The organism is Streptomyces sp. NPDC005784 (genome assembly GCF_042871525.1).
Classification (GTDB): domain Bacteria; phylum Actinomycetota; class Actinomycetes; order Streptomycetales; family Streptomycetaceae; genus Streptomyces.
On the sequence record NZ_JBIAIQ010000051.1, the window covers coordinates 42,261 to 50,836 of the forward strand.

Consider the following 8,576-nt stretch of genomic DNA (forward strand, 5'->3'; position numbering starts at 1 on the left):
GGGTGGACTGGCAGCAGAAATCCATGCGCAGACCGGGAGTAGCCGTCGCTAGGGTGAATCGCATGAGCGAACACCAAGAAGTTCACTCCGCCGCCAGGGTGGCCGCCACCCTCCGGGCGGTCCTGGCGGGGTTCCGGCAGGGCGGCGAGCGAGCTCTCCCCCTACTGGTCGGCGAGCAGGAGGGCGGCGAGCCCGAAGCCGTCGTCCTGCCCTACGACCTGTTCGTGGTGCTCTGCCGGGCATTGGAACGTGCCGAGGACCTCGACCTCGGCGATCTCGCCGCCAGTCGGCTCGCTGACGCTCCCGCCCCCGGACAGGGGCTGGATACCGCGGCCCTGGCCCGCCTGGTCGCCAAGGCACAGCCCGAGGACGCCGACGATCTCCTCCAGGCCGGCGGGGCGTCGGCGCACGAGGACTGACAGCAGGACGGAGAACTCGTGGAGGCGTCCGACCCCTTCCGCGGAGACCACCTACCGCAGGTCGGCGCCGACATCCTGAAGTTGAAGAATCTCCAGTTGCAGAAACTGGCGCTCATCCGCATCGCCCAGCTGACCAGCGGCCAAGTCCAGGGCATCCGCCTGGAACGAATGTCGGACTCCTGGCCGGCGGAACTAACGGCGTTGTGTACGACAGCGGTTTCGGCTGGTCGGGAACGTGAGGAGAGCCGTACGGGTTGGGATGGTTGTGAAGCGATCCTTGGCCCGTACGGCTCTCTCGCATCGTATCTGCACGGGCATCTCGAGGCGTCGACTCGGGGCGCTCATCGGCGAGTTGGCCAGCCCGTGGATGGCGCGGGAAGAGTCCCGGCTGGGCGAACGTCGAGGCCATGAGCGTCTGCGCGCTGAGGGTGGCGGACCCAGCCATCAACTGGTCTTCACCGATCGGGTGATCGCGACCCTGGTGATCCTGCGGTTCCAGCTTCCGCACGCCGCCCTCGCCGTCTTCTACGGCGTGGACCGCTCCACCGTCACGCGGGCTGTCCATGAGATCCGTCCGCTCCTGGCGACGCGGGGCTTCGCGGTGCCCGGCGAGGCGGGACTGCGTCTGCACACGCTGGCCGATGTCTTCGCCTACGCCACCGCGAAGGGTGTTGAGCTACGCCTGGACGGCACCGAGGTACGGGTCCGGCGTCCGAAGGCGGGCCGCCCCGGCCGGCGTGCGTTCGTGTCCGGCAAGATGCGGCAGAACACCAAGAAGGCCACCGTCATCACCGACGGACAGGGCCGGACTCTGTGGACCGGCGCGGTCCGGCCGGGCCGTATGCATGATCAGACGGCGGTCAAGGCGGAGGGGATCGAGGCCCTCTTCGAGCAATACCCGCAGGTCAAAGCCAAGGTGGATGCCGGATACCGGGGCCTGGCCAAACGGTTTCCCGACCAGGTCCAGGCGCCGCCGAAGAAGCCTGCCAAGGACGCGTCGGCCGAGGAGGTCACCGCCTGGGAGGAGGCCCGCAAGAAGCAATCCTCGGAGCGGATATGCGTCGAGCACGCCAACGCCGAGCACAAGCAGTGGAGGCCCCTCCAGCGGTACCTCGGCCGCCGCGAGTACTACGCCGAGACCCATCTGGCCATCGCCGGCCTCGTCTCCGACCGCACCGCAGAGCGGTAATCACCCACCAGCCAACCCGCCAGGCCAACACGCCCCAACCTCAGTCGCGCACAACACCGTAAGAAACTGCTGGAAGCTGTACTTCGACGAGCAGGAGTACGACGTCGGCCAACGCCTCAACCGCCAAGCACCGCGCTACCGCATCGTCTACCGCTTCCTCGATCCGGTGCCCGACACTGCGGACCGTGACCGGCGGCCACGGCTGCAGGTCCTCGCGGTCGGCCCGCGCTACCAGTCCGAGGCATACGAGCGAGCCGTCTCCAGGCTCGCCCGACCGGAGGTAGCAGGGGAACGCTCAGTCCAGCCGACACGCCCCTCTGCCCAACCCGTCCCGCAGCAACGCGGGCAGCGCGCCGGGGAACGAAGCCGACGAGCCCAGGACGAGCAGTGGCAGCCTCGCCAAGACTCTCCTCGCCCTCGGCATCGCCGGTAGTGCGCGCCCCCGCCTTGTCGGCCCGCAGAGGCTACGGCTGGACACGGATCATGGAGACGGCGCGACCGTCGGCGCGCAAGAAGCGCCAGCCGACTTGAGCGGTACGCCAGATTCTGCCACCCGGTCGCCTCGCGGCGGCCGAGGAGACGGCCATCCAGGAGCATCGGCTGAATCGGAGGGCTCAGGGCCACGCTGTCACATCTAAGCGGTGCCGCCTGGTTGTGCGCTGCGGGCGCCCCCGAATGGTCCCAGGTCAAGAGAGTGATCGTAGGGAGGTCCGGGGCCGGAAGAGCAGGGGCACAACGGTGGCGCCACTGCGCGGTGCTTGGTCTTTCGAGGACGAGCCGACGGACGGGCTCCCCGTACAGGGCGAGGGCCCGTCTCAGGTCGGAGTTCTCGTTGCATCATGCTCAGTCGAAGATCCCCAACTCTGTATCGGGGCGGCAGAACGGACACGCCTCCAACTGCCCGTCAGTAAGCGCAAGACGAGCATCGTGCGCACTGACGCGATGGGTGCGATTGCCGGTCATCGTGCAGTCGTCCTGATGCACCGTGGCTTCCTCGGGACCGCTCGGTGTGCGGCGCTGCTCGATCATGAAGCCTGATGAACCGCGCTCGCGCCGACTGGGGGCAGGACCAGCCGCGGAAGATCCCTTCGGCCCACGACCGTGCAGACGGGACGGCTGACGAGCAGCTTCGGCTTGGCCCTCGGCAACGGACAGAGCGTGACGGACCGCCTTCTGCTGAACCGACAGGTAGATCCCAATCGTCTGATTCCGCGCGACCTGCTCGTCGAGGAAGTCCAGGATCATGCGGAGGCGGGACGGGTCAGGCGGCAGCTCGAACATGGCGGGGACCGGGCCAAGCCAACACGTGCACGATCATGAGCCGACCTCCTCTTCACGAGTCAGATCGACTCGCCTCTCCTCAGCCACCGGGAAACGGCCGCGGGGGCTCCAAAACGGGTGGTAGTACAGCGCAACCGACAGCCTGAGAAGCCGCCGCCTCAACGCGGTACCACCCTGCCGGGCAGCCAGCACACGGTACGTCGCGGTCCACTCGTGCTGAGTACGGGCGAGATCAGAGGGAATCGGGTGGCGCATGGACCAATTCAACCACTTGTTCGATTTCATATTCCACCGCCTCGCCCGTCACCCGCGCCACCGGATCTTGGACGCCAGCCCCCGACCCGCGACACGCTCACCCCTTCGGCGAGGAATGGGCCCTGGTGTTCGCACACCTTCCAGCGCCGTCACCGTTTCCGAACGCGCCGCAAGCCAGCCCTTGTGAGCCTCTCCGCCACCCCAGGCGACGACCCCACTAGCAGCCATAAACACATGTTGATAGACATGACTTCCATGAGACCCCTCCTGGGCACCTACCATAAACATCTGTAGATGAAATTGGCTTCGCGCTGCCGGAGCCCGTATGTCTCAGAGAAGGAGTCCTGGATCATGACCCTGCTCCGCCGAACCGTCGCCCTGGCTGCGTCCACCGCTCTCCTCGCCGGAGGCGCGCTGGCCCTGGCGCCGAGCGCGTCCGCGGCCAGCTCTCCCAAGTGCACGTACAACCTGACCGACTTCACCGGCACGGTGGACGGCGACGGCGTCAACTACCGGACGGGCCCCAGCACCGGCTACACGGCCAAGGGGCGGCTCTACGACGGCGACCGCGTGCGCATCTACTGCGGGAAGGGCAACTGGTACTACAGCTCTCTGGCCAAGCGCTCGAAGGGTGGCCTGGCCAAGGGGACCACCGGCTGGATTCGCAGCGACATGCTCTACCAGCTGGCCGGCTGAGCGACGCCGGGAGCAGTGACGGGGCGCCTCATGTCTCGCCTCGTCTTCCGTGCAGGGCCGACGCTCCCGGGTCGTACCCGCCGAATGAACTTCCCGGCCCCGGATCCGGTGAACCGCGGTATGCACCTCCGGCCCCGGCACCGAACGGACTGGCGAGCCTTCGAACGCGCCGCGCCGTCAATCGCCACAACGATCGAGGTCACTGGCCACGACGCAGCGCAGCGCCGTCCCGCCATGCCACGTTCCCGCCGCCAGCGGCCCTTCTCCTCTTCAACTCCCCTCCCGATGAAGGAACTCCATGATTCTCCGTACTCGCATGCCTGCTCGTCTCGCCGCTTCCGTGACTCTCGCGCTGTCGCTGACCGCCGGAGTGGCCGCCGCCACGGCCCCGACCGCCAGTGCGGCGGAGGCGCCCTGTGTGCCCCGCGTCTACTACACGGTCAACACCAACGCCGTGAACTTCAGGACCGGGCCCGGGACCGGTTACGCGTCGAAGGGACTGCTGTACCGCGGCGACTGGGGCAAGAAGCTCGCTACCAAGGGCTCGTGGATCAAGTTGCGGCTCGGGCAGAAGTCGCGGACCGGACTGCCCAAGAACTCCACTGGCTGGATAGCCAAGCGTCTGGCGTACGACTGCGTCCCCATGCAGCTCGACTGACCCAGACACAAGGACAACACCGCTCTTTGAGGGTGCCGGCACGCCTTCGCGGCCCGTGACAGGCCGTACGCCGTAGCCGTCGGAGCCGGCGCCTCGATGGGAAAGCCGGGTCTCATGCCGGTTACGGCGTCGGCCTGTCCCGCAATCGTGAGAGTGAGGAAGACATGTGCAGGTGGGCTCACGCTGTGCCAGCAGCGTCGGGTGCTGTAGCCCTGGCCATGATGCTGACCGGCTGCAACAAGGCGGAGTCGGCAGGGGGACACCCGGACTCGGCCTCTCGCGGAGCGCAGGAGCGGAAGGCATACCGGCTCGGTCAGGCCAGTCCGGTGCAGGAAAGCGACATGCAGGACTCGGCCGGCGCTACATACACCGTCACGCCGACCAGAGTGGTGACCGGCACTACAGCCGACGTGGACCACTCCGGGTTGGAGAGGGACGCGGACGACGGCTCGCAGATCCCGGTGTACGTCTGGTCCACGCTCACCCACAAGAGCGGCACGGCCATGAGGCTCGGCGACATGGATGACGACCTGGTCGTCAGGACCAGCGGCGGCCAGCGTACGCGCGCCCTCATCGTGCTCCTGGGCCAGGCGAAGTGGCCCGACTGCCCACCCTTCGACAGCGACAGGAAGCTCGCCGCCGGACAGTCGCAGCAGATCTGCAGCGCCTTCTTGATCCCGGCGGGCCAGAAGGCCGCCGCCGTCGAACTCACCCAGGGCTACTACAAGGAGCCCCTCGAATGGCCCGTGAAGAACTGACCGGACGCCCGCACAACAGGTTCCGAGGGGAACAGCTCTGGGGGAGGAAGAAGACCGGATGACGAAGAAGGGCATTGGCTCGGAAGTTGCTGGTCACGACAGCCCCCCAGTGGGGAGTCCGGAACCTGCGCGAGAGCCCGCGTCTGCCGTGTCGCAGTTGCCGGCTTCCTCTTTGCTGCTCGATCCCCCTCCGCTGGAGACGACCACGCGCACGCACCAGGTCACGCTGACCCGAACCGCGCTTCTCGACGACCTCGCCGAAGTCAACGCGATGCACACCAGGTGCTCGTTGGAGTCGCGCTTTGCCCGCTACCACGCCGCCCGGCCGGCCGTGACTGTTCGCGAATGGGGGCATCTCTGCGACCGGGCCAACGGGACGACCTTGATCACGGTCCCGCTTCACGAACAGTCCCGCGTCATCGCCGTCACCCACCTGCTGCGGACGCCAGTCCCGCATGTCCGCGAGCTAGGAATTCTCGTCGAGGACTCTTGGCAGGGACAGGGGCTGGGCACGATCCTCGCCCACTACACGGTGGACCTCGCGCGCACCCACACCCTCGACTGTCACGAAATCACCGCCATGACGGGAAGCGGCAACCAGCGGATGCTGTCCATCCTGCGAGGGCTGCACGCCCGCGTGACAGGCAGGGACGGGCCCACGCTGGACACCGTGATCCAAATGGAGCCATAGGCCCATGTACCAGGCCTTCCAGCAAGCTCTTGCGCGTCGTGATATCCGGACCAACCGGGGTCGACGGCACCGGGATCGCGGGCCTCACGCACGCTCCGTCGTCTTCCGGCACCGCCGGGGCAGAAGTCGGCGACGGCGTGCCGCCGCAGCTCGGCAAGTTCCGCAGGACAGACCCTGCTCAGGGCGCGACCGGTCATCTCGGGGGCTGACATCGCGCGACACCGCCAGCTGTTCCGGCCCAGCCACATCAAGCAATCCGACGCCGATTGGGAGACCCGCCAGTGCCCCCGCTCCTCACCGATGCCCGACGCGACACGCTCCTCGTTCTCGACGACGGCACGATCACCTACGCGCGCATAGCGACCGCCGAAGATCATCCCCTCGTCGAAGATCTGCACGCACGTTGCAGTGCCGTGAGCCTGTTCGCACACTACAGAGGCCGCCGCCCCGGACCCTCCTCCACCATCTGGCGGCACGTGACGGACAGCCCACGTAGTCGCCTGCTCCTCGTCACCCCGGACCGGTCCGATCACGTCGTGGCCATGGCGTCGATGGTCGAGCTTGCTCCGGAGGTGTGCGAAGCGTCGCTGCTGGTCGCCGACTGCCCTCCGGAGTCCTACCAGTCACGCGGGCTCGGCACGCGACTGGCCGACCTCGTCGCCGACCTCGCCCGCGACGCGGGATTCACATCCCTCGCCGTCGCGTCGTTGTGGACGAACTGGCGGATGCTGCTCATCGTCGAGCACCTCGGCGGTCCGGTCCTGCCTCAGACCTCGTACGTGCGCAACATGGCGCTGCTCGGCTTGCTGCCGAATTCCGGCCTGGACGTGGCCGACAAGGTCGAACTCCGGATCACGCTGTGAGGGCGGCTGCGCCCTCGGGCACCAAACGGTCCACCGTCGTCACCGATGACGGCGCCAGGCTGACGGTCTACACCGATGGTCCGCCGCGAGCCGGCGTGACGGTGCTCCTCAGCCACGGCTTCTTGATGACGGCGGACGTGTGGCGCCTGCAGGCACGCGAGTTGTCTGCCCGCGGGGTCCGTGTCGTCCGCTACGACCAGCGAGCCCACGGCAACTCGGACCCGGGCAGCGTCGCCCTGACCGTCGACCGGCTCGGCGCCGACCTCGCCCACGTCATCGATGCGACAACGCCCCACGGACCGGTCGTCCTCGCCGGGCACAGCATGGGCGGCATGGCAGCCCTCACCGTCGCGGCCCGGCAACCGGAACTCATCCGGCGCCGACGCCCACACGTCGCCCTGATCTCGACGGCCTGCAGCAGGGCCCAGCTGGTGCCGGGCAGCCACCCGCTCCACTGGATCAAGGCAGCAGCCCGTGCCGGCTACTCGTATCCCCTCTGCTGGCTGCCGCCCGCCGCCGACGTCGCACGGCGTCAGCTGCCGAGCCGTCACCCGTGGGCCCTTCGCCCCGGGACACAACACCAGGGCGACACCCCGCCGCCCAGCCGGCAGGCGATCCGCCGCACGCCCACGGACCAGATCGCCCAGCTGTGGAAGTCCCTGCGCACCTACACCACGGCAGAAAAGCTCCACGCCCTCAACGCGCTCGACCGCCAAGTCGAAATCATCACAGGCGAGTTGGACGACTGGATCCCCCTGTCCCAGACCCATGAACTGGCCCGCCAGCTGCCCAACGCACACATGCACGAGCCCGTCATGGGCGCCGGGCACCGACTGCCCACCGACAGAGTCGGCCACGCCGCCGTGACCCAGATCCTGAGCCGGATGACCGAGGCGGCGCTCCGCGCACCCGCCTCCACGGTCACGGCACCCCTGAGGTGAACGCACGTGAGTCGAGACCATCAACAGCCGCCGCCCGCCGCCCCCTTGTCCATCCGGCTCGGCCCTGACACCACGATGACACTGCGATTCGTCGCCGAGCCGACCGGGCGCCGACGACGGCACCGAAGCTCCCTTCAGCCTCCCCCTCGCCGCGCCGAGTCCGGACTGCGGGATACGCACACCGGCTCCGGACACCCCTCCGCGTAACAGGTCAGGCCCGGCCCATCGCACCCGCCAGCCCCGCAACGAGCAAGCCGATCGGGCCCGGCCTGCACCGCGTTGCACCGCTTCACTCCTTGGCCTTCTCGATCGTGACGGATCGGAGAGCCCATGCAGCCGCCTACCCGCCGTACCGTTGAGAACTGGCACACAGCCTGGACCGCCCAACAGGACGCCGCCCTCCTCGCCTTTGCCACAGCCTTCCCCGGCCTTGAACGCATGGATCCCCCAACGGGCTGCTGTGATCCGCGCATGAAGGTCGAACGGCCCGGAGAAGCGAACGGCTTCGTGTGCTTCGACGACCACGGCCGCGCCACCGTGGATTTCGCAGGGATCCCGCAGATCGCCCTCGGCAAGACCCTCGAAGTCATCTTCGGGTGCAACTGGTTCGACGAAGGACCCGACGGGATCGGAGCCGCCCCGCCCGGCACCTACAACTGGGACGACGACGCCACGTATGCGGAGTTCGAGATCAAGGTCGAGGCCGACGCAACCGCCTCGATCTGCATGTATCTGGCGACCTCGCGTAATCGGGAGTCGCGTATTCCTCAGATACTGAGGGTTCGTGGTCACTGCGAGTGGTCACCGGGGGCATAGTGACGCCAG

General features: G+C 67.9%; 10 protein-coding genes. 9 read left to right on the forward strand and 1 reads right to left on the reverse strand.

Going from position 1 to position 8,576, the window contains the following annotated elements:
• Positions 1-62 precede the first annotated feature (62 nt).
• The gene (locus ACFYR3_RS41115; RefSeq protein WP_389287250.1) at positions 63-419 is read left to right on the forward strand and encodes a hypothetical protein; all 357 of its coding nucleotides are present in this window, start codon (positions 63-65) and stop codon (positions 417-419) included.
• 259 nt (positions 420-678) lie between these two features.
• On the forward strand, positions 679-1,608 hold the full coding sequence (locus tag ACFYR3_RS41120; RefSeq protein ID WP_355591920.1) for a transposase family protein: 930 nt from the start codon (positions 679-681) through the stop codon (positions 1,606-1,608).
• An 843-nt stretch (positions 1,609-2,451) separates the two neighbouring features.
• Here the strand turns inward: ACFYR3_RS41120 and ACFYR3_RS41125 are convergent.
• On the reverse strand, positions 2,452-2,853 hold the full coding sequence (locus tag ACFYR3_RS41125; RefSeq protein WP_389287252.1) for a DUF6233 domain-containing protein: 402 nt from the start codon (positions 2,851-2,853) through the stop codon (positions 2,452-2,454).
• Between the two features lie 642 nt (positions 2,854-3,495).
• On the opposite strand from ACFYR3_RS41125, the gene ACFYR3_RS41130 reads away from it, so the two are divergent.
• The 7 genes from ACFYR3_RS41130 to ACFYR3_RS41160 all read left to right on the forward strand — a co-directional run bounded on the left by ACFYR3_RS41130 (position 3,496) and on the right by ACFYR3_RS41160 (position 8,567).
• Entirely contained in the window at positions 3,496-3,840 is a 345-nt protein-coding gene (locus ACFYR3_RS41130; RefSeq protein ID WP_389287254.1) for an SH3 domain-containing protein, read from the forward strand.
• 298 nt (positions 3,841-4,138) lie between these two features.
• Positions 4,139-4,498 carry an SH3 domain-containing protein gene (locus tag ACFYR3_RS41135; RefSeq protein WP_389287256.1) on the forward strand — a complete coding sequence of 120 codons (360 nt, stop codon included), beginning with the start codon at positions 4,139-4,141 and terminating at the stop codon, positions 4,496-4,498.
• Between the two features lie 341 nt (positions 4,499-4,839).
• A complete protein-coding gene (locus ACFYR3_RS41140; RefSeq protein WP_389287258.1) occupies positions 4,840-5,256 on the forward strand; it encodes a hypothetical protein in 417 nt (138 codons plus the stop codon).
• 58 nt (positions 5,257-5,314) lie between these two features.
• Positions 5,315-5,947, forward strand: coding sequence for a GNAT family N-acetyltransferase (locus tag ACFYR3_RS41145; RefSeq protein ID WP_389287260.1), 633 nt, complete (start codon positions 5,315-5,317; stop codon positions 5,945-5,947).
• A gap of 281 nt (positions 5,948-6,228) precedes the next feature.
• Complete coding sequence (locus ACFYR3_RS41150) at positions 6,229-6,810, forward strand: GNAT family N-acetyltransferase (RefSeq protein ID WP_389287262.1); 582 nt, start codon at positions 6,229-6,231, stop codon at positions 6,808-6,810.
• Complete coding sequence (locus ACFYR3_RS41155) at positions 6,807-7,751, forward strand: alpha/beta fold hydrolase (RefSeq protein ID WP_389287264.1); 945 nt, start codon at positions 6,807-6,809, stop codon at positions 7,749-7,751. Before ACFYR3_RS41150 ends, ACFYR3_RS41155 begins: the two co-directional genes overlap by 4 nt.
• Before the next feature lie 471 nt (positions 7,752-8,222).
• Positions 8,223-8,567 carry a hypothetical protein gene (locus ACFYR3_RS41160; RefSeq protein ID WP_389287266.1) on the forward strand — a complete coding sequence of 115 codons (345 nt, stop codon included), beginning with the start codon at positions 8,223-8,225 and terminating at the stop codon, positions 8,565-8,567.
• The last annotated feature ends 9 nt before the right edge of the window (positions 8,568-8,576 follow it).